Raw genomic sequence first — 19,901 nt, forward strand, 5'->3', positions numbered from 1 at the left:
CGATCCCCCTAATATTCCACGCCGCGCCTGGCGTCGATGCCCTGCGCCATGGGGTGTTTAACGGCTTGGCAAATTGTTATGCTATCGGCAAGATTTAGTATTTCTGCCGGCATCTTTCTTCCTGTCAAAACAAGCTTCATCTTTTCCGGCCGCAGACTGATCAGCTTTATTACTTTAGCGACCGGCAGCAGGCCGCGGTTCACGGCATGACTAATTTCATCCAATATGACCATATCGGCGGCACCAGCGGTAATAACGTCTGCCGCATATTCAAAGGCGCGGTCGACAAAGCCGTGGACAGGGTTACGGTTTTCCCGGAAGCAGCGACCGCATTTGCAGCACACCTTTATACCCATGCGAATTTCGACTGCATCTGGGCAACCGAACCCGAATTGGCGGAGAATAAACCGCCCGTCAAAATTGGGCGCAGCGAATAACTCCCCCGTATATCCCGTACCCTTTAGAAACTGGACCATGACAACGCGTTCACCGTTACCTGCCGCGCGCAGACCCATGCCCAAAGCAGCAGTGGTCTTGCCTTTGCCATCGCCAGTATAAACGTAGACTTTTCCCTTTTGCAGTGCAATACCCATCATGCATCCAACATGTAAAGAAGTGCATTAACGGCCGCCGCGGCTATAGGACTGCCGCCTTTGTTGCCGATAACCGTAATATACGGGACAGGGGACTTGGCTATTAAAAGCTCCTTCGCTTCAGCGGCACCGACAAACCCAACGGGTACGCCGATAATCAAAGCCGGTCTAATCTCCTGCTGTTCCATTAAACGAAAAATTTCAAACAACGCGGTTGGCGCGTTACCGATGGCGACAATGGCGCCATTAAGCCGCTGGCCAAAGGCGCGAATGGCCGCCATCGCGCGGGTGATGCCCTGCGTTTTCGCTAGGCGGGCAATTTCATTGTCGGCGACAAGACAATGCGCTTCGCCCCCATACTCTGCCAACTTGCGCTTGTTGATGCCGGTACGCACCATTTCGACGTCGGTAAAAATGTGGCATCCTGCTTTTAAGGCCGTACAGCCGGCATGAATGGCCTCAGGGTGAATCCGGATAATACGAGCATAATCGGGATCGCCCGCCGCGTGGATAATCCGTGAAAACAACTTGATTTCCTGGGGCGACAAGTTCAAATCGCGAAGATACGGAGCGATAATATCCATACTGCGAGACTCAATGGCTATTGGGTCAGTCAAAAATTCAATCATAAGACCTCCTGCACACGCTCCATTAAAATATCAGCAATACGGGGGTCGGCGCCGATATGCGGCGTCATAGTTATTGCTACATCGGGGAACTCCTGTTTGAGAGCATTGATTTCCTCGGGAATATCGCTTTGAATATGCATACCGTTAGCAAAAAACATAGGTACAATAATCACCCGTCGCGCCCCCCGCGCTATTAACTTCCTTACCGCCCCGGGGAGGTCCTGCAGTCCGGACTTGCGGTTCATGATTGCCGTTTCCACTAAGTCATGACCTGCCCGCGCTTTTACCATATCTGTAACCTGAAAAACCACTTGGTTGGCCTCGCCCACACTGGCGCGACTACCATGGCCAAGCACCACAATCCCTATATTCATCATAATTCCTCCCGTAGATAATCTAAAACCTCTGCCGGCGATGATGCCTTACGGCCATAATCAATACGCGGCCGGTCGATAACCACCAGCGACAATCCAAGCTCCATTGCCGCGGAAAACTTGGTATCCGTGCCGCCGATCGCGCCACTGTTTTTGGTAACGACGACCTCTGCACCACAGTCGCGAAACATGGCGACATTGAGTTCGTGGGAAAAAGGCCCCTGCATTGCAATAATATCACGCGGACTAAAACCAAGCTGCAAGCATTCGGCCATGACAGTAGGGTCAGGCAGCACGCGGGCAACAAGCCGGTGACTACGGAGCAACGGTTCCTGTTTGAATAACGCCAACGCCCGGCTACCAACAGTGAGAAAAATTGTTCGTCCCAATTGAGCCGCCATTCGCGCCGCTGCTGCCGCATTATCCGCAACGTACAGTCTTTCGTAGCGCGGCAGCGGCGTACCAGGCCGTTCATAACGCAGGTAAGGAACACCAGCGCGTTGACAGGCGGCGATGGCGTTTTCGGACGCACCGGCGGCATAGGGATGGCTGGCATCAACTACTAGCTTTATCGCGCGAGTACGAATCAAGTTATACAATCCATCCCTATCCAGCGGACCGGTATGCACAAACAAGCCCGTTTGCTGGGCCAAATCCCGGCCATAGCCGCTCACTACTGACACAAGCACGGAAAACCCAGCGCGCTCCAGTAGCGCAGCCAGCTCCCGCCCGTCTTGTGTTCCGGCAAGAACCAAAATCACAGCCGGTACCCCCGGGGTGTAATCATCCGGCCATCCTTTACATAAGTCTGGCTGTTCCCAATGATCACCAGCGAAAACATGTCAATGAACTCTTTGGTAAAATCAGCTAACGTGGACAAAACTACTTTTTCCTTCGGACGGGAAGCATGATGAACAATGCCAACAGGGGTGGCAGCCGGCCGGTGACGAAGAACAATTTCCCGCACTTCCTCAATTTGGCTGACCCGCCGCGTACTTTTCGGGTTATAAAGGGCAATAACAAAATCGCCGGCAGCGGCCATTTCCGTCCGTTTACGAATGACTTCCCAAGGAGTTAGCAAGTCGCTTAAGCTAATAACCGCGAAATCATGCATGAGCGGCGCGCCCAAGAGAGCTGCCGCTGCCCCTACAGCGCTAATACCGGGAATAATGTCGACGGCAGGCCGCACATCGGCCGGCGCTTTCAGCGCCAGTTCCAGCACCAGCCCGGCCATGCCGTAAATTCCCGGGTCACCGCTGGATACAACCGCTACCCGTTTACCGGCAATCGCCTGATCGACGGCGACCTGGCACCGTTCTATTTCCCGCATCATCCCCGTACCGATAACCTCTTTGTCCGCTAAAAGTTCCCGGACAAGTTCTAAATATGTGTCATAGCCTACTACCACCTCAGCCGCCACCAGGGCTTCCCGCGCCCGCGGACTCATGTCGCTAAGATGACCGGGTCCTATTCCCACCACCGATATTTGACCTCGGCGATGGCCACTGTTACATTGGGATATACCGTTTTGGGCAATAAAAGCGTTTGCGTCTGACCCCCGCACAGCGCCGCCGGTTCGCATACATTCCCCACTCCAATCTTTTCTTCTACAAATCTTGATGTTTCCAACCTGTGTTTATCGATGCACTGCTGCAATTGTTCGTTGGTAAAAAATTCATAAGGTACCTCAAGCTGCTGCACGGCCGCGAGCAGGCCGACCTCATCCTGCTTGACAACTGAGCTGGCAATAACCGCAATGCTTTTCATGCTCCGGCCGATTTTACGGCAGGCGTCGCCGAGGGCCGTCAAAATTTCGGCACTGGTCGTTCCCCTACGGCAGCCAATGCCTACCGCCAGCGTCGCCGGCCGGAGATAGACATGGGGCTTTACCATATAAAGCTCCTTGTCGGTAATGACTACGGCCGCGTCATATTTATCGGTATAAACCAGTTCCCCCATGTTGCGCAAGACTACCCCCATCTCTGCCGCCAAGTGGATATAATGGCTGGCATTGGCAAGGGTCTGGTCGATAAAAAAGGCTACTTGTTTGCCATTGACAATTGCCGCATTGATATGTTTAAGCTGATCAAAAGGTTCAATGGTTAAATCCAGTTTTACGGCCAAGATATCGGCGGCAGGCAGATTGGACACATCAGTCGCGGTGGTAATGACCGGTCTGGCACCGATAGCATTGGCTACTAACCTGGCAAGATCATTGGCGCCGCCGATATGGCCTGACAGTAAACTGATGGCGTGTTCGCCAGCTTCGTCGACTACGACAACCGCCGGATCAAACCGCTTATCGTGGATATGGGGGGCCAGCACGCGGACGACAATCCCGGTAGCCATAATAAAAATCAACCCGTCATACTGGTGAAAAACCTTATCTACAAGGTCGCGCAGACAGTCATAAACCTGCGGAATCCCCTGCGGATTGCGGCCAGCTTTTGCATAGACGTCAACGGGCCGCCCCAAGGCGTTAGCCAACCTTTCAGCGAGAAAAGCACCTTTGTTCGTTACAGATATAATTGCAAGTTTCATTTTGCCTCCCGGAACATATGCCCAAAGTCAGGCGAATAGAGACGGGACAAAGCGTACTTGCCATCAAGGCATTTTCCGACCACAATCATGGCCGTACGGTCAACTCCTGCCTCCGCCGCAATTGAAGCAATCGTAGCCAGCGTTCCCCGCAAAATCTTCTCATCGGGCCAGGATGCTTTTTGCACTACCGCTACTGGCGTATCTGGCGGATACCCGCCGGCGATAAGTTCGGCCACTACCGCTTCCAACATATGAACACTCAAAAAAATGCACATGGTTGCATTATGACTGGCGAGACTCGCCAATTTTTCCTTGGCCGGCACCGGTGTTCTCCCTTCCAGCCGGGTAATAATCACTGTTTGGCTAACTTCGGGCAGCGTATACTCCCGTTTTAAAGCGGCCGCTACTGCCAGGAAGGAGCTCACACCAGGCACTACTTCATACTCGATGCCTTTTGCCGCCAGTACGTCCATCTGTTCTTGAATGGCACCATAGATACTCGGATCGCCCGTGTGAAGCCGCACTACTTTCTTCCCCATCGCTACCGCCTCTTCCATGACTGTGATGACTTCGTCCAAAGTCATGGATGCGCTATTATGAATTTGGGCTCCCGCTTTCGCATACTGCAGCAGGGCAGGGTTTACTAAGGAACCGGCGTAGATAATAACATCAGCCTCGGCAAGCAACCGGCGACCCTTAACGGTAATGAGTTCCGGATCACCCGGCCCGGCGCCGATAATATAAACCTTCATTTAAAAGCCTCCCTGCTTCACCAGAATTAAAGATAAATAATCCCGTTTTTTCTGTCTCATGCTATCCAGGTCATCAGTAACAAACTGGTCGGGATAACCCAGCCGACTGATATAAACGGCACTGTCCTTAAGTCCCATATCTGTCAGCACGTCCACGATTTCGTTATACTGGCCGGCCACTTTCATCAATACAGCATTAGGAAAAAGCCGTAAAACTTCCCGTAATTGCCCTGGATCGTCGACAGCCGGTATTATGGCCAGCTTTTCATTTCCCTCGGCTAATGCGGTATTTAAGTGCGCCGCGGCAGCAGCAAAGGAGGTAATGCCAGGTACACTCTCGACCTCAATGTCAGGCAATAACTGGCATACCTTTTTAAGCAAATATGTATATGTACTGAACAGCATGGCATCCCCGATCGTTATAAAAGCTACGTTCAAACCTTCATTCAGCTTTGCGGCAATTTTTTCCGCTCCGCGCCGCCATTCGGCTTCGAGCACTTGCCGGTCCCGCGTCATCGGCGTGGCCACTTCCATAATTTCCGCCGTGGCCGGTATATATTTGCCGGCGACCGTTAAGGCGAGACTATCGTTATCTGCCTTAGAACGGGGAATGCATACAACATTAATAGATTTTAAAATTTCTATTGCCCGGAGAGTGAGCAGATCAGGCGCTCCCGGCCCCACCCCGATACCAAAAAGTTTGCCCCGTTGTTTAGCGGTTGAAACCGTTGGCCTGTAAACCTCCGAAGAACTAGTTCGTAAGTTCATGGTCTCCTCCTTTTGTTCCCGCAATAATATAGACGGGATTTAGCGCTTGAAACATATTGGCAGCTCCTGCAGAACGGATACGCGTAACCTGCACCCCACAGGCTTCGGTTGCATAATCTGGTTTTTCGCGCAAAAAGTGAAGGGCGCTGTAGAGCGTTTCGACAGTCACAGCCATGATAACCATCCGCCCGCCCGGCCGCAGCAAACAGTCGCACCGCTGTAGTATTGCCGGCAGATTACCGCCGCTGCCACCGACAAATATAACATCGGCCAGCGGCAGTCCAGCCATAGCCTCAGGGGCGTTTCCCTGAATAACCGTAATATTCTCCCGCCCGAAGCGGCGGGCATTTTGCCTGATTAAGTCAACACCATTCCCATCCCGTTCAATCGCGAATACCCGCCCTTCTTTAACTTGAAAGGCCGCTTCCACACTCAGGGAACCTGTACCTGCCCCGATGTCAATAACCGTATTGCCGCTGGCAATTTTCGCTTTTGCCAAGGCAACAATGCGAACTTCCTGCTTGGTCATGGGCACATCGCCCCGAATAAACTCTTCGTCGGCAATGCCTGGAAAATAACGCTTCACGCCGCCACCACCATTACACAGTGGGTAAAACCTGTGATTAGCTTTGCTTCTGCCAGGCTAAGCCTGACGATTTTTTCATCCTCATAAGACAAATTCGCACACAGATGTACCGTCGCCGTCGCCGGCCAACCGAGGTCAGTTAGCAAACTCGCAATATAAGCGGGACTATGCTCCGCATCGGTCAAAATCCCCAATTTTTTGCCAGGAGTGTAGCGCAATGTTTCGGCAGGCGCCTGCCGTCCATGCAAGCTAGTTAAAATGGCATCTTGCCAAATATCGGCTATTTTAGCAAAGGCCAGTTGAACCGAGCTAATACCGGGAATTACTGTTAATCTTTCCGCGCCAAAAACCTGGCGCAGTACCGCGAGCAAACTATAAAACCCAGGGTCACCCGACACCATCACGACGACATCGCACCGGTCAAGCTCGGTGCGGATATAGGCGATTGTCCCTTCAACATCCTTATCAATTATCCATGTCCGGGCCGTTGGCGGCGCAAAAGCGGCCAGCGCCCGCCTGCTCCCCACCACTACTTTGGCGCTGTCAATGGTTCTTTTGGCCACCGGTGGCAAATAGTCGGGCGATCCCGGGCCGATACCAACGACAATTATTTTATATTCCACCCTAAATCGCCTCCTATCTTGCGTGCGTTATTGTCTAACCCCAGCATTTCGCCTTTCAGTGTAAGAATTACCGTTCCCACTGTTAATTCGCCGAAAACGTATCGCTGGGCGCGGGTACTAGCCCGTTCGGCGAGCACCTGATACACGGACGTAAAACCTCCGTTTTCAATGATGGTAACAGCCGCTTCGGCCGTATTGCAAGCGAGAATTTCCCTGATTACCGAAACCGGCGCCCCGCCTGCCGCCAAATAGGCGGCAATGGTCTCCAGCCGCCCATCGGCTACCCGGTTGTGGGTATGAAAGATACCGGCCGCCACTTTAACGATCTTACCGAGGTGACCAATGAGCAATACCTGTTTTAAGCCATGACTCACCGCACTTTCCAGCATGTGACCGATAAAGTTGCTGGTCTGTACTACCGCATCACCCGGGAGACCATAGCGTTTGACGGCATATTCCTGCCCCATTTTGCCGGGAACGAAAACAATACTGTCATAGCCTAACGCCTTTACTACGCTAATTTGGGGCGTAAGTGAATTTTTGAAAGCCTCCTCGGACATAGGTTCAACAATACCGGTTGTGCCAATGATCGAAAGACCGCCCACAACCCCCAGATAGGGATTAAGCGTCCGGGCTGCTAATTGTTCTCCGCCCGGAACAGAAATAGTGACAACCGCGCCGCACTCAGGCAATACATCCCGCACCGCCCGGATAATCATGGTGCGCGGTCCCGGATTAATCGCCGGCTGTCCAACCGGTACGGCCAAACCTGGTTTAGTAACTATTCCTACGCCTTCACCGGCCTGGAGGACAATCTCCGATAAAGAAGGGTCGATTTTAACGCTCGCCCAAATCGTGACCCCATTCGTAATATCCGGATCATCGCCTGCATCTTTTACTACCGAGGCCCTTCCCCCTTCGGCGGCGGCCGCCGCTTCTGCCACCGGCACCGTAATAACCCGGCCTTGCGGCGATATTACCTCGACAGTCTCCGGAAACATGCCGCGCCAGGCTAATACGGCCGCTTTGGCCGCCGCTGCCGCACAGGCCCCTGTCGTAATGCCCGAACGTAATTGTTGCGCCAATAAAAAAACCTCCTGCAGGCAGGAGGTAACTATAAACAAACAGACGTGCTTACATTACCCACCTGCCTATCTTCCGTAGGTCATAACGGTGTGTGTTAGAATAGGCAGGTCTCCTGACTCTGGTTCATTGCTAGCCGCACCTTCCCAGATTGCTCCAGTGGCATAACGCAGCCAGACTCCCCATTACAGTGGCGGGACCGTGCCGGTTTTTCACCGGACTTCCCTATTAAGCCGCAAGGCACCTATTCCCTTTGCCATATGAATTTGCTAATATGCCATTATTATGTTCTTATATTCCACCCTTATAACTTTATTCCTTCTTATATTGCGCAGAACCTTGAAATTTAAATTTTCAGTCCAGCAAAGAACATTGGGGCAAAATTATGCGAAATCACTGAATATCTTAATAGTTTTTTTATTTTTTGCTCCCTGATGCAAGGAATTGGCCCCTGCTTTTTCGAATAAATATTGGCAAATTTGTATCCTTTCGTAAGGCAAGGGAGTGAACATATGAAAAAGGTATGTGACAACTGGAACCAAGCTTTCCAAAAAGGCCGCACGGGATTAGAATTCTTTCCTGAATTTGAAATGCGGGCCAAGAATGCCGCCGCAGAAGTAATCCGGGTTAAAACGCTTGTTGAAGCGAAAAACGCTGCCGTTGATCTCATTAAACAGTCAGGCGCTAAAAAAGTAGTGGCAGTCGAATGTCCGCTCCAGCGGGCGGCCGGTATTCATCAAGCCATCCAAGAGTTGGGAACAGAGCTGCACTCTGCAGCCGCTGACATTGCCGCTCATGCCGCGACAGCCGATATTGGCATCTCGGGCGTAGAATTTGGCGTTGCCGAAACAGGCAGCGTCTGCCTGGACGCCTACTCGATCGAAAGCCGTCTCGTTTCCACCCTGCCTCCGATTCATGTCGTCTTCATGAATAGCAATAATGTAGTTCCGGATATTGCTGCTGCCTTTGAAATTTTTTCCCAAGTTTTTGAACGGGGTTATATTAGCTTAATTACTGGCCCCAGCCGTACTGCCGACATTGAACGCGTACTGACAATTGGAGTTCACGGCCCGAGCCGGTTTGTCATTATTGCTGTCGACGAGGAAATCACCGGAGGTGAAGCATAATGCAAAAGAGCGACCGCAATATCCGCAAAGAAATTCACGAAAAACTGCAGGATGAGGTACTGCGCGGCGCCCTGGGACGGTTTGCCGAGGCCTATCCTACGGCCCGGGCCAAAGCCTATGAGAATGTGGAAGATTTTGAAGCTCTACGGGAAAGCATCCGGCAAATTAAACAACAAACGGTAGCCCAGATTGAAGCGGTGGCTGACCGCTTTGAGGCCGAGGCGACCAAACGAGGGGCCAAAGTTTTTCGGGCCAAAGATGGCGCCGCTCTGAAAGAGTATCTTTTAAATCTGTGCCGGGAAAAAGGGGTTAAGCGGATTGTTAAATCTAAATCCATGGCCTCGGAAGAAATTCACCTTAACCACGACCTTGAAGCCGCCGGTATCCATGTCCGCGAAACAGACCTGGGTGAGTGGATTATTGCCCTGGCCGGACACAAACCATCCCACATGGTAATGCCGGCCATTCACCTTAACCGTCAGCAAGTGGCCGAATACTTTTCCAAAGAACTTAAGCAAGATATTCCCGATGATATCCCCTTCATGGTTCAAACGGCCCGGCAGACGCTCCGCGAGGAATTCTTGCAAGCCGATATGGGCATTTCGGGAGCTAACTTCGGTATCGCCGAAAACGGCGCCATTGGGCTTGTCACCAACGAAGGCAATGCCCGTCTCGTTACCAGTCTGCCCCGGATCCATGTCGTCATCATTGGCTACGAAAAACTCATTCCCACTATAAAAGATGCCGTGCCAATCCTTCGTACCCTGCCGCGTAACGCCACCGCTCAATTAATGACCAGTTATATGAGCATGATTGCCGGCCCTACTCCAATTATGGTAAACAAAGACGGCAAATGGGTAGAAGAAGAAAAGGAACTCCACATTATTCTGTTTGATAACGGCCGACTGCAACTTGCTAAGGATGAACGATTTAAGGAAGTTTACCAATGCGTTCGCTGCGCTTCCTGTCTCAACGTCTGTCCGGTATATACGCTTGTGGGCGGCCACGTATACGGCCACATCTATGCCGGCGGTATCGGCGCCATTCTTACGGCCTTCCTCAATAGCATGGGCGATTTTGAAAAAATTAACGAACTGTGCATTGGCTGCCGGAAATGCACTACCATCTGCCCCGGCAAAATCAATATTCCCGATCTTATCGAAGAACTGCGGGCCCGAGCAGTGAAAGAGCATGGTCTTCCTCTGGCCGTTCGCACTCTGTTTGAAAAAGTTCTCGCCAACCGTAAAGTTTTCCATACCCTGCTCCGCCTTGGCGCCATCGGGCAAAAACCGGTTAAGTCGGGTAATTTTATCCGCCATCTTCCCTTGTTCCTGACGGGACTGACGAAAGACCGTAGCCTGCCGGCCATTGCCGACGTGCCGCTCCGCGACCGTGTTGCCAAGATTACCAAAAAAATCGACAGGCCCGCCAAGCGGGTGGCCTTTTTCAGCGGCTGCAGCATGGACTTTGTTTACCCTGAAACAGGTGAATCGGTTTACAAGGTTCTCCAGGACCTCAATATGGAAGTCGTCTTCCCGCAGGAACAAAGCTGTTGCGGCAAACCCGTCTTAGGAATGGGCGACAAAGAAACAACAAAGCGCATGGCCAAGAAAAATATTGAAGCCTTTGAAGCGGCAAATGCCGATGTAATCCTCGCGGCCTGCCCAACCTGTACGGAAACCTGGCATGACGCCTATGTTAGCCTGCTAGCCGATGAACCGGAATGGAAAGAACGGGCCGAAAAACTGGCAGCCAAGTTCCGGGAATTTACCAGTTTTGTGGCTGAAGAATATGAAAAAGCCGGACGCCTTGCCCCCACCGCCGGCGGCGTCAAAGTTACCTACCATGACTCTTGCCATATGAAACGTGGTCTAGGCATTTATGAGCAGCCCCGTAAGCTAATCGAAGCAGCGGGCCATGAACTTGTGGAGATGAAAGATTGCGATAAATGTTGCGGTATGGCGGGCGCTTTCGGCGTAAAGCATGCCGAACTGTCGATGCCGATTCTGAAACAAAAATTAGACAATATTAAGGATACCGGCGCCTCAATCGTAGCCGTAGCTTGTCCTGCCTGCATGATGCAGATAAAAGGCGGGCTCGATAAACAAGCTCCCGCAGTCCAAATTAAGCACGTGGCTGACATCTTAGCTGAAAATATAAAAGATTAACAGGCTCTCATAAAAAAGTCTCCGCTTGTTGCGGAGACTTTTTTATGAAAGGTTTATGCACCTGCTGAAAAACCTTGCTTGTTTGCTTTGCTTTTGCGCCACTGCAAAAATAGTCCTGACGCCAGCATGACAAAACCGATGATATCGGTCGTCGAACCAGGGTCAATCAGCATAAGCCCGCCAATGAGAAACCAAAGCCGCTCCAAAACGTTCATATTGGCCATGAGATAGCCAATCATGGCCGCGCCAACGCCAATCATGCCAACGCTGGCGGTAAGGAAATTCATCGTTACACCGGCAACCGTCGATTTGATTAATAATAGTTGCGGCGAGTAAACAAATACATAGGGAATGATGAAGGCAGCAATGGCCAGTTTGGTTGCAATGACCCCCGTGCGGAACGGATTGGAGCGGGCAATACCGGAACCAGCATAAGCCGCTAGCGCTACCGGTGGGGTAATATCGGCTACGATACCAAAATAAAAGACAAACATGTGCGCCGCTAATAGAGGTACACCCAATGCCACAAGAGCGGGCGCCGCGATTGTCGAGGTAATTACATAGTTAGCCGTAGTCGGCGCCCCCATCCCGAGGATCAACGACGCAATCATCGTAAACACCATCGTCAGGAGCAGACTGCCTCCGGCCAAAGCTACCAGGCCATTGGCCAACTTAAGGCCTACCCCTGTCAAGGTTACAGTACCGACAATAATGCCGGCCGTCGCGCAGGCAATGGCGACCCCTAAGGCACTGCGCGCGCCCGCTTCCAAGGCATTAAGAAAATCGGTGAAATTAATGCGCGTTTCAGACTTAAGCATTCCGACAATAATAGAAAGGGCAATAGCAGCAAGGGCGGCCCGCGCCGGAGTATAGCCACTCATGAGGAAGTAGACAATACCAAAGAGCGGAATGATCAAATGGCCCCGTTCGCGCATGACCGTCCATACCCGCGGCAGTTCAGAACGGTCAATTCCCTTAAGGCCGAGCCGTTTTGCCTCAAAATGCACTTCTATCCAGATACCCAGGAAGTATAAACAGGCAGGTATAAACGCGGCCTTGGCTATCTCGATGTAAGGGATACCGGTGAATTCAGCCATCAAAAAGGCGGCGGCGCCCATAACCGGCGGCATAATTTGTCCGCCGGTAGAAGCAGCGGCTTCTACGGCGCCTGCAAATTCAGGGCGATAGCCCAGTTTTTTCATCATTGGAATAGTGAAAGTGCCGCAAGTGACGCAGTTAGCGACAGAGCTGCCAGTAATCATGCCGTGCAGCCCGCTGGTAAGAACGGCCACTTTCGCCGGTCCGCCAGACGCCCATCCGGCCAAAGCGTTGGCAATGTCAACAAAAAACTTGCCGATGCCGGTTTTTTCGAGGAAAGCACCAAAAAGAAGGAACAAGAAAATGAAGGTTGCCGATACACCGAGCGGAATACCTAGAATACCTTCGGTTGTAAAGTACATATGGGTAACAATGCGTTCGATTGAGTAACCCCGGTGAGACAAAAATCCTGGTAGGTAGTCGCCGACATAAGCATAAATTAAAAAAGAACTGGCAATTACAACAATAGGAAGACCGACAACACGGCGGGCTGCTTCTAAAGTAAAGAGCACGCCTAATATGCCGACAATCAAATCAGCCTGACTATAATTGCCGGCTGCTGTCATCAGACGCTCATAATTGAAGGTAATATACATACCTACGGCGCCGGCGGCAACGGCAGTAATATAGTCGACAATCCCTACCTTATTAGACGATGTCTTACGGGCTGGATAAAGAAGAAAGACCAGCACAAAAGCGAATGCCAGGTGAATGGAGCGCTGAAGTTGCGCTGCCAGCATGCCAAAAATGCCGGTGTACAAGTGAAAGCAGGAGAACGCGACGGCCAACCAAAAGACTAGTTTGCGCGGAATACCTTCCAGTTTGCGGTAAGTAGACTCCTTATCCACTTTTTTTAAGAGTTCTTCCACCTCGGCGGCCGACACTTCCGGCTCTGGCGGACCAGCATATTTTTTGACTTCATGGTCAGTCATAAAGACACCTGCCTTTCCACATTTGTAAATACGAAACCTTCATTACTTTGAATTGTAAAGGCTCACCAGGCTGTACCAAACTGGAAAGTAAAATGTGCTTATTTTTAATATGAAGGGCATGTTGCGCTACAGTGCCGACGAATAATTTGATTTCAGGCAAGGTGTAATTAACTCCCGACAATTCCAACATTCCGTCATGATTTAAGGTGAGTGTCTTGCCGTCTACGGCCGTTTCCGGCATTCCGGCGCCAAAGGCATCATACCGCGATTTAACTATTGTCAGATACTGGCCGTCAACGCGAATGTGGTCATAAACGGGACGCTTATTCACCGAATGAACAAAGGAAATAACAAACTCCTCCCCGTCATGAACGGGAATATACATGACCGGTCTGGAAGCTTTAACATCAGTGATAACTAACGCGGGAAACACAGGCCAAACCGCCGCTGCAACCAGGATACAGCCGAATAGAAATGCCCATTTTTGTACGGCACGCACAAGTAGCAAGCAGGACCGGGCAGAAACCCTGCCCGGTCGCCCTCCGATTACTTAATTATGCCTTTTTCCTTGTAATACTTGGCTGCACCGGGATGAAGCGGAATAGACATGCCTTTCACGGCTTTTTCCAGGCTAAGTTCCTTTCCTTTTGCATGAGCCTTAGCCAAGTCGGCTTGGTTTTCAAACAGCGCCTTGGTAATGTTATACACGATATCTTCTTTTACATCGGGATTGACAATAAGGGTAGCTTGAACGGCTACGGTTTTGACCGGCTCGGTTTGGCCCTTGTAGGTGTTGGCCGGAATAGTGAACGCAGTCAGGAACGGATACTTCTGCACCAATTTAGCAATCATGTCGTCTGGAATGGACACAAGTTTGATACTGTGCTGGCTGGCAATTTCCTGTACAGCCGAGTTGGGAATGCCGGCCGTGAAGATAAAACCGTCGATTTGTTTATCTTTAAACCGGTCGGCACATTCGGCAAAGGACAGATAATGCGGGTTCATGACCTTATAGTCAAGCCCATAAACGTCCAGCAATTGGCGGGTATTTGCTTCCGTGCCGCTGCCGGGAGCGCCTACGCCAATTCTTTTTCCTTTGAAGTCGGCGATACTGTTAATGCCACTGTCGGCACCTACGACAATTTGAATAATTTCCGGATAGAGAATGGCAATACCGCGAATATTAGGAAGCTTTTCTTTGAAGGCCTCTTTTCCGTTGTAAGCATAGTCCATCATATCGTTTTGAACTATTGCTAGTTCAGCTTCTTTCTTATTAACCAACCGGAGGTTTTCAACAGAAGCTCCGGTAGATTGAGCCGTCACATTGACATTGGGAACTTTAGTGTTGAAAATTTGCGCCATTGCCCCGCCTAACGGATAGTACGTTCCGGCCGTACCGCCCGTAGCTAAAATCAATTGCGTAGTTTTCTTAGCAGTTTCTTGGCTGCCACAACCTGCCAGCATACCAATTGCCAAGAGACAAATAACCGTAATTGCCAGTAGTTTTTTCATAATTTCCCTCCCAAAATAAGATTTTGAAAATAATGCAAAGGGCTCGGTTGTCCTTCTCTCCTCCCTTCCGCCCAAGCTAGCCAATATTAATATTATGATTTCTTCGCTTCTTTAGAATTTTTTTCCTGCTATTACATATTATAGTTAATCAGAAAATTTAAATTTGTTATAATAATAACTTACTTGCATTTTGAATACATATTTATCCATAATAAAAACCAAGGTACTTGGTAGAGTACCTTGGTTTTAGGAAAACTGCCGTTTAAAAACGTGATACATAAGAGCCAACCATATTACTATTCCAAGAAAAGTAACAACAGGACTGGACATAAACCCGAAAAGCAAGCTAATAATAATTGCGATTTTAATTACGCCTGCCAAAACGGCATTAATCTCAGGAAAAAGACGCGTCAGCCAAGCAATGAACTCCAAATACCCACTTCCCTCCATAAATAGCATCATACCGGTAGTATGGACCAAAACGGCAAGAGATAAACAAGAAAAGCGTTAGGGCCAAGCAATTAGTTGGTCTTGCTGGTAAAAGATAGTATAATTTAAAATATATAAATGCGAAGGGATGATGATTATATGGAGTTGGCTAACCGAAAACTAATGCTGCAACTAGCCCGCACTCTCTGGTCTAATATGTACCGGGGCAAAGTTGCCGACGCTTCCGGCGAATATTTGGCAACTATTCGCATTATCGCCCATATGCCCCTTGACCGTAGTGATGTTCCCGCTGACGCTCCTGTTGTAAAACCATACCTGACTGTATTAATTGAGGATGGGGCAATAACCCCCGCGACCCTTGTGGAATTCGAAAGCGAACTGTCAGACCTCTTGCTTGCCAAATTTCGCAGCGAACAATTCTTCCCCGAATTTTGCCAATTCTTTTACCCGAGCCCGGCCCAAATGCTATTTGCCTCTTGCCCATCCTGAAACTAATAATAGACTATATAATAACAGCCTGCCAACACAAAGCCGGGAGAAACGTAGTTCTCCCGGCTTTGTGCTGGCCGTGACTTTATTTTAGATACCGTTTTAAAAGAGCACCAAGACGCGCCACACCGGTTCGAATCAGATCAGGTGTCGAGTTAGAGAAATTAAGGCGCATAGTATTATGTCCACTATCATCGGCATGGAACGGAGTACCGGGCACATAAGCTACTTTTTCCTCTTCTATTGCCGCCGGTAGTAAATCGTTAGTATTAATGATCGCGGGCAATGTTACCCAAATAAACATGCCACCGTCTGGTACGGTCCACGTAACACTAGACGGAAAATGCTCCTCCATAGCCGCAAGCATAACATCACGCTGCTGCCGATACTGCTTTACAATCATGGCGATGTGCTGGTCCAGATCTTGGTCAGTTACAAACCTATGTAACGCCCGCTGAGTTAGAGAGTTTGTTAGAACATCGGTAAGCTGTTTAGCCGTCGTGAGTTTATCGATGATAGTTTCCGAAGCAATCGCCCAACCTACCCTGAGTCCCGGAGCCACAATCTTAGACACTGTGCCGACATAAATTACCCAGTCGCCACCGGGGAAACTTTTGACGGCAGGTAAAGAATCGCCGCTATAGCGAAGTTCGCCATATGGATTATCCTCAATAACCGGAATTTCGTACTCTGCGGCCAATTGCGCCAATTGCCGCCGTCGCTCCACGGTCATCGTCACTCCGGTTGGATTTTGGAAGGTGGGGTTGACATAGATGAATTTGGGACGAACCTTTTTGATTTGTTCGGCCAGCATATCTACCCGCATGCCTTCTTGGTCAAGCGGAATAGGGATAAATCTGGCCTGCGCACCTTTAAAAATCTGTATGGCAGACAAGTAGGTAGGGTTTTCCAAAGCAACATAGTCACCGGGATCGAGCATCGTCCTGGCAATGAGATCGATTATTTGCTGCGAGCCATTACCAATGATAATATTGGCTGCGGTGCACCGGATACCCTGGCGTCCCACGCGATCTGCCACCCAATCTCGCAAAGGCTCGTATCCCTCAGAAATTCCATACTGCAGTGCTGAGGCTCCTTGCTCGTTAAGAACAGTTGCAAACGCGGCTGCAAGGCCTTCTACGGGAAAGGAACGGGCAGATGGCAGCCCTCCGGCGAAAGAAATTACGTCCGAACGTTGCGTGATCGCGAGAATGGCTTTTACGGCCGGGTTTTCCATACAAGACATCCGTTCGGCCCAATTAATGTTCATCCTAACCACATCCTTACATAGTTGAATTGGGGCTGCTGTTCCTATCTCGCCTTTTCCGCCGTGACAAGAATAGCGCCCGTTCATAGTCTTCCACATACTTGATTTCTTCGGTAGTCAACCCATAAATTTGATAAACAAGCTCATCCATCCGGGCAGCGAGACGCTCCTGCTCTCTGCTGGCCATCCTGTCCCCCTGCTCAATGCGCTGAAGACAATCAGTCATTTTTTTAACTAGGCCGTTTGCTTCTCTGACTGCCTCCGGCGTAAAACGAACAGGCAACCGTTCCAGTGTTTCAATGTCTGTTTGGGCCATAGGCCGACCAAACTCGAGAGTAGTGGCATGATAGTAGAAAGACATGAGCCGTGAATTTAGGAGCAGCAGCAAATATTCCAAGCTAACTTCATTATTCTTCAGGACAAAGCTGTGAATATTGTTTAAATGATAGTATCCTTGCTCATCAATACAGGCGATAATATTGTAGCCAGTTTGGCGCACTAAAATTTTTCGCTGCCGCACCACTTCCGCCTGCCACCCTCCCTTATAAAGAAGGCGAGGGTCGATATTCAGCCAATGACCTTGATATTTCAAGCAATAACGGTTAACCTGACTGCCTGAAATAAGACCGGGCTGCCAAGTTTCTCCCAGGCGCGTTTGGGCAACAATGTCCTTCTGCCGCGTACGCGCGCGAATACCGGTATGGCCAACGGCAAATTTGCCTAGATATACGCCGCTATCGAGTTTATCTACTAGTCTTTTAGCCGTGAGATCAAAAAAGAGGCGAAAGCGGCAGTGCACTTGCCGGTTAAAGTAGTCCTGCTCATATTGGCAGCAAGATTTAGCCAAAGGAAGATCGGCATAGTCTTTTACGGAATACACCTTTACAGCGTTCCGAATACGTTTGCGCCCATCCAGTTCCTTCTCAAATATGCCGATAACAGAGAAACCAAGCGCCGCCTGGCGAAACACCGGGGCAGCGATGTGAACGATCGCTTTGACGGCGGTATAGTCGAGCAGATAGCGCCGCAGTTTAGAAAAATATCGCCCAAGCAGGAAACTATCAGGAACGATGAAGCCTAAACGCCCGCCTGGCTTAAGCAGCTCAATGCCGCGCTGCATAAAAAGGGCATAATAGCTTATCTTATACTCGGCACAAGCGACGAAAGCCTGTCGTAAATATTTGCCGTATCCCGGATCAAGGGCCTGTCCGCCCCTAAGCCCAAAAGAAAGGTACGGCGGATTACCGACTACATAATCATAAGCGGCCGCCCAAAAGGTTTTGTCGCTGGAGCCGCTATTTTCATCAGGCCGCCGTAAACTGTCGCACTGCCGAATATTGGGAATCAAGTCGCGGCTCGCCTCTGGTCGTTTCAGCAATAAACTTAAGGCGGCAATTTTGGCAGCAGTACCATCAATGTCCGCGCCCCACAGATTATAGCGGATAATATGACGGTGAATACCATCGTCTGACCAATCAATTTCGGGATATCTTGTCTGTAGGATAGGCCGGGCATCCCAAAACTTCTGCCGCAAAACGTCATACGCTTTTACCAGGAAATTGCCACAGCCGCAGGCAGGGTCAAGCACCCGGACATAGGGATTAAGCGTTACAGCGCACTCTTCTACCGTCCAGGACATAATAAAATCGATGATTTTCGCGGGAGTATAATAGCGGCCCTGGGCCCGCCGGCCCATAGCCGTTCTCTCATATATCTCGCCTAAAAGAAACTCTTTATTGCGAAACTGCTCCGCCCAATCTTGCAGTGTAACCGCCGTAACTGTCCCCATCTGCGGCTCATAACTAGGCAGGCCACATTCATGGTCTAAAAAACTTTCCTCAGAAGGAGTAACCACAGCCTGGCGTGCTATGCTGTCAGGACAGGACTGCCCCCCGGTGATAAAGGCCATTATTTTTAGTAGCCATTCATCAGGGCCCTGAATGCCCTGCCGGGATAACTCGTTTCTCATAAACTCATATTCCTTGTCAAACCGCTTCCAATCTACCATCATCCCTATTTAGCCCATCTCCGGCAACCTTGTCGTAAGCTTCGGCAAATAAAATTCGTTTCCCACCAAAAAATTTCTTTCTTAAAGTGAGCGTTCAGTTGAGGTTATTTCGGAGACAAATTCCCGGTGGGCCGCATAGGCATTGTGGTTATGAATCGACTCGTAGTTTTCGCACTCAACCTCAAACCACTCTACCCCTTTTAGACGTCGTAAGGCAAGCACGAGGTCGCGGAGTACGTCTTCGACAAATTTTGGGTTTTCATAAGCCCTTTCCGTCACATACTTTTCATCTTCCCGCTTAAGTAAGGGATAGACAGGGCAGCTTCCCTGCTCTTCCATCAAAGCTGCCAAATCTTCAATCCAAATGAAATGGCCTGGCCGGTGCTTGATTTTTACCTTCATTAAACCCCGTTGATTATGAGCGCCATACCGGGATATTTCCTTGCTGCACGGGCAAAGAGAAGTAAACGGCACCGCTAAGCCGAGAACAAATTTGAGGTGATCACCGCTGAGTAAAGTGCCGGAAAAAAGACAATCACAGTCCAAATAACTTTTTAAACCGCTTATCGGCGCTCGTTTTTCAAGGAAATATTTAAAGTTAATATCAATATCAGCCCGCTGCGCATCAAGCCGGTGCATGATATCGCTGAGAATACACTCCATTTCCCGGTAAGATACAGGTTTCTGACTCCATTCATTTAACACTTCGATAAACCGGCTCATATGGGTACCCTTATATTCTTTAGGCAGGTCAACAGTCAACTTTATTTTAGCCAATACGGACTGAAAACTACCGTTTTTGGTTTTGATGAGAAAGGGAAGGTCAACATCACTTACGCCGACCTTTTGGATGGCTATGCCGCGCATATCCGCCGCATTTTGCACATCTTTCATGCCAATC

Annotated in this window: 20 protein-coding genes and 1 riboswitch; of the genes, 3 read left to right on the forward strand and 17 right to left on the reverse strand. The window is 50.0% G+C overall.

Features of this window, described 5'->3' with window-relative positions; translation table 11 throughout:
* Window positions 1-8 precede the first annotated feature (8 nt).
* The 11 genes from TCARDRAFT_RS05820 to cbiD are packed head-to-tail and all read right to left on the reverse strand — an operon-like array spanning window position 9 to window position 7,951.
* Entirely contained in the window at window positions 9-596 is a 588-nt protein-coding gene (locus TCARDRAFT_RS05820) for a cob(I)yrinic acid a,c-diamide adenosyltransferase (protein ID WP_007289080.1), read from the reverse strand.
* Complete coding sequence (locus TCARDRAFT_RS05825; protein ID WP_040683127.1) at window positions 593-1,219, reverse strand: precorrin-8X methylmutase; 627 nt, start codon at window positions 1,217-1,219, stop codon at window positions 593-595. The genes TCARDRAFT_RS05820 and TCARDRAFT_RS05825 overlap by 4 nt, the downstream gene beginning before the upstream one ends.
* Window positions 1,219-1,599: a sirohydrochlorin chelatase gene (locus TCARDRAFT_RS05830; RefSeq protein WP_007289082.1), complete on the reverse strand. Its 381-nt coding sequence runs from the start codon at window positions 1,597-1,599 to the stop codon at window positions 1,219-1,221. Before TCARDRAFT_RS05830 ends, TCARDRAFT_RS05825 begins: the two co-directional genes overlap by 1 nt.
* Entirely contained in the window at window positions 1,596-2,357 is a 762-nt protein-coding gene (cobK, locus tag TCARDRAFT_RS05835) for a precorrin-6A reductase (RefSeq protein WP_007289083.1), read from the reverse strand. The genes TCARDRAFT_RS05830 and cobK overlap by 4 nt, the downstream gene beginning before the upstream one ends.
* Entirely contained in the window at window positions 2,354-3,043 is a 690-nt protein-coding gene (gene cobJ, locus TCARDRAFT_RS05840; RefSeq protein WP_040683110.1) for a precorrin-3B C(17)-methyltransferase, read from the reverse strand. Before cobJ ends, cobK begins: the two co-directional genes overlap by 4 nt.
* Window positions 3,044-3,063: 20 nt before the next feature.
* Window positions 3,064-4,137 carry a cobalt-precorrin 5A hydrolase gene (locus TCARDRAFT_RS05845; RefSeq protein ID WP_007289085.1) on the reverse strand — a complete coding sequence of 358 codons (1,074 nt, stop codon included), beginning with the start codon at window positions 4,135-4,137 and terminating at the stop codon, window positions 3,064-3,066.
* Window positions 4,134-4,889, reverse strand: a complete 756-nt coding sequence (gene cobM / locus TCARDRAFT_RS05850) for a precorrin-4 C(11)-methyltransferase (protein ID WP_007289086.1) — start codon at window positions 4,887-4,889, stop codon at window positions 4,134-4,136. Before cobM ends, TCARDRAFT_RS05845 begins: the two co-directional genes overlap by 4 nt.
* Complete coding sequence (gene cobI / locus TCARDRAFT_RS05855) at window positions 4,890-5,657, reverse strand: precorrin-2 C(20)-methyltransferase (RefSeq protein ID WP_007289087.1); 768 nt, start codon at window positions 5,655-5,657, stop codon at window positions 4,890-4,892.
* Window positions 5,641-6,243 (reverse strand): precorrin-6Y C5,15-methyltransferase (decarboxylating) subunit CbiT, encoded by a 603-nt coding sequence (gene cbiT, locus TCARDRAFT_RS05860; RefSeq protein ID WP_007289088.1) that lies wholly within the window; start codon window positions 6,241-6,243, stop codon window positions 5,641-5,643. Before cbiT ends, cobI begins: the two co-directional genes overlap by 17 nt.
* Window positions 6,240-6,866 carry a precorrin-6y C5,15-methyltransferase (decarboxylating) subunit CbiE gene (cbiE, locus tag TCARDRAFT_RS05865; RefSeq protein WP_007289089.1) on the reverse strand — a complete coding sequence of 209 codons (627 nt, stop codon included), beginning with the start codon at window positions 6,864-6,866 and terminating at the stop codon, window positions 6,240-6,242. Before cbiE ends, cbiT begins: the two co-directional genes overlap by 4 nt.
* Window positions 6,851-7,951: a cobalt-precorrin-5B (C(1))-methyltransferase CbiD gene (cbiD, locus tag TCARDRAFT_RS05870; RefSeq protein WP_007289090.1), complete on the reverse strand. Its 1,101-nt coding sequence runs from the start codon at window positions 7,949-7,951 to the stop codon at window positions 6,851-6,853. The genes cbiE and cbiD overlap by 16 nt, the downstream gene beginning before the upstream one ends.
* Before the next feature lie 86 nt (window positions 7,952-8,037).
* Window positions 8,038-8,212: riboswitch (cobalamin riboswitch) on the reverse strand.
* A gap of 249 nt (window positions 8,213-8,461) precedes the next feature.
* On the opposite strand from cbiD, the gene TCARDRAFT_RS05875 reads away from it, so the two are divergent.
* Window positions 8,462-9,076 (forward strand): LutC/YkgG family protein, encoded by a 615-nt coding sequence (locus tag TCARDRAFT_RS05875; RefSeq protein ID WP_007289091.1) that lies wholly within the window; start codon window positions 8,462-8,464, stop codon window positions 9,074-9,076.
* A complete protein-coding gene (gene ldhH, locus TCARDRAFT_RS05880) occupies window positions 9,076-11,244 on the forward strand; it encodes an L-lactate dehydrogenase (quinone) large subunit LdhH (RefSeq protein ID WP_007289092.1) in 2,169 nt (722 codons plus the stop codon). Before TCARDRAFT_RS05875 ends, ldhH begins: the two co-directional genes overlap by 1 nt.
* A 53-nt stretch (window positions 11,245-11,297) precedes the next feature.
* Here ldhH and TCARDRAFT_RS05885 read toward each other — a convergent pair whose 3' ends face one another.
* The 3 genes from TCARDRAFT_RS05885 to TCARDRAFT_RS05895 form a co-directional block, all read right to left on the reverse strand.
* Window positions 11,298-13,274, reverse strand: a complete 1,977-nt coding sequence (locus TCARDRAFT_RS05885) for a TRAP transporter permease (protein ID WP_007289093.1) — start codon at window positions 13,272-13,274, stop codon at window positions 11,298-11,300.
* Window positions 13,267-13,707, reverse strand: a complete 441-nt coding sequence (locus TCARDRAFT_RS05890; RefSeq protein ID WP_156784647.1) for a DUF1850 domain-containing protein — start codon at window positions 13,705-13,707, stop codon at window positions 13,267-13,269. Before TCARDRAFT_RS05890 ends, TCARDRAFT_RS05885 begins: the two co-directional genes overlap by 8 nt.
* 113 nt (window positions 13,708-13,820) lie before the next feature.
* Window positions 13,821-14,786 carry a TAXI family TRAP transporter solute-binding subunit gene (locus tag TCARDRAFT_RS05895; protein ID WP_007289095.1) on the reverse strand — a complete coding sequence of 322 codons (966 nt, stop codon included), beginning with the start codon at window positions 14,784-14,786 and terminating at the stop codon, window positions 13,821-13,823.
* 588 nt (window positions 14,787-15,374) lie between these two features.
* On the opposite strand from TCARDRAFT_RS05895, the gene TCARDRAFT_RS05905 reads away from it, so the two are divergent.
* The gene (locus TCARDRAFT_RS05905; protein WP_007289096.1) at window positions 15,375-15,725 is read left to right on the forward strand and encodes a hypothetical protein; all 351 of its coding nucleotides are present in this window, start codon (window positions 15,375-15,377) and stop codon (window positions 15,723-15,725) included.
* 85 nt (window positions 15,726-15,810) lie between these two features.
* Here the strand turns inward: TCARDRAFT_RS05905 and TCARDRAFT_RS05910 are convergent, their stop codons facing one another.
* The 3 genes from TCARDRAFT_RS05910 to folE2 all read right to left on the reverse strand — a co-directional run bounded on the left by TCARDRAFT_RS05910 (window position 15,811) and on the right by folE2 (window position 19,894).
* Complete coding sequence (locus TCARDRAFT_RS05910; protein WP_156784648.1) at window positions 15,811-17,091, reverse strand: aminotransferase-like domain-containing protein; 1,281 nt, start codon at window positions 17,089-17,091, stop codon at window positions 15,811-15,813.
* Window positions 17,009-19,003, reverse strand: coding sequence for an Eco57I restriction-modification methylase domain-containing protein (locus TCARDRAFT_RS05915; protein WP_007289098.1), 1,995 nt, complete (start codon window positions 19,001-19,003; stop codon window positions 17,009-17,011). Before TCARDRAFT_RS05915 ends, TCARDRAFT_RS05910 begins: the two co-directional genes overlap by 83 nt.
* 78 nt (window positions 19,004-19,081) lie before the next feature.
* On the reverse strand, window positions 19,082-19,894 hold the full coding sequence (gene folE2 / locus TCARDRAFT_RS05920) for a GTP cyclohydrolase FolE2 (RefSeq protein WP_007289099.1): 813 nt from the start codon (window positions 19,892-19,894) through the stop codon (window positions 19,082-19,084).
* Window positions 19,895-19,901: the final 7 nt, after the last annotated feature.

Origin of the sequence: Thermosinus carboxydivorans Nor1, from assembly GCF_000169155.1 — a bacterium.
In the GTDB taxonomy this organism is placed as follows: domain Bacteria; phylum Bacillota; class Negativicutes; order Sporomusales; family Thermosinaceae; genus Thermosinus; species Thermosinus carboxydivorans.